The organism is Streptomyces ipomoeae 91-03 (assembly GCF_000317595.1).
Lineage (GTDB): Bacteria > Actinomycetota > Actinomycetes > Streptomycetales > Streptomycetaceae > Streptomyces > Streptomyces ipomoeae.
Map to the genome: position 1 here is coordinate 1 of NZ_AEJC01000381.1, position 972 is coordinate 972.

At 69.9% G+C, this 972-nt stretch carries 2 protein-coding genes; both read left to right on the top strand.

Translation table 11 applies throughout. The features are described from left to right. Window positions 1–278 (top strand): proprotein convertase P-domain-containing protein (locus STRIP9103_RS24580; RefSeq protein ID WP_048820911.1); only part of this gene is annotated, 278 nt, incomplete at its 5' end. Between the two features lie 306 nt (window positions 279–584). After that, complete coding sequence (locus tag STRIP9103_RS24585) at window positions 585–950, top strand: cupin domain-containing protein (RefSeq protein WP_048820912.1); 366 nt, start codon at window positions 585–587, stop codon at window positions 948–950. Window positions 951–972 lie beyond the last annotated feature (22 nt).

A 972-nucleotide genomic window follows, 5' to 3' on the forward strand; every position in this document is an offset into this window, starting at 1 on the left:
ATCACGTCAACCGGGTCGGGGCGGCGTCCAGCGCTCTCAGCGTGGACGTGCGCATCATCCACACCTGGCGTGGTGACCTGGTCGTCGACCTCGTCGCACCGGACGGCACCGCGTACCGGCTGAAGAACTCCTCGTCCTCCGACTCGGCCGACGACGTGATCGCGACCTACACCGTCGACGCGTCCGCCGAAACGGCAGCGGGCGTCTGGAAGCTGCGGGTACAGGACGTGGCCAGCCTGGACACCGGGTACATCGACGGCTGGAAGCTCACCTTCTGAGCGCACGACAGCAGAGGCGATGAGCAGTTGAGTTGAGTGGCGGCGGTCGGACCTGCCCGGGCGGGTCCGACCGCTCAGCCGCGCTCCGGGCCCAGGCACCGACCAGCGCGGTCACCAGCGGCGGCCCGGCCGTGACGACCCTGCCGAGGCCGACCAGGAGGACGGCGATCGCCACCGCTGCCCCGGTCGGCTCGCTGGACGTCGCTCCCGTCACCGCGACACCTCCCGCACCACCGGTCCCTCGGTTGGCGGCTCCGGCTTGACAGGCGGACGATGGAGGGGTGGGTCGGAACGGAAGGAGCCGTCATGCTGGAGATCAAGACGGTCGACAAGCCGGACGAGCGGCGCGACTTCCCGCGAGGACACCTCGAAGCCGTCCACCTCAGCGGGCTCGACTTCGCCGTGGCCACCTTCGAACCCGGCTGGCGCTGGTCCGAGTCCGTGGCCCCCATCGCGGGCACGGAGAGCTGCCAGGTCCACCACAACTGTTACGTCCTCAAGGGCCGCCTGCAGATCCGTATGGACGACGGCGGAGAGGGCGAGGTGGGACCCGGCGACGTCTTCGTGTGCCCGCCCGGCCACGACGCGTGGGTCGTGGGCGACGAGCAGTGTGTGGTGCTCGACTTCGCCGGACCGATGGCACAGGAGTACGCCAAGGCATCGAACGACTGACCGAAGCCAGGGTGAGAGGGAG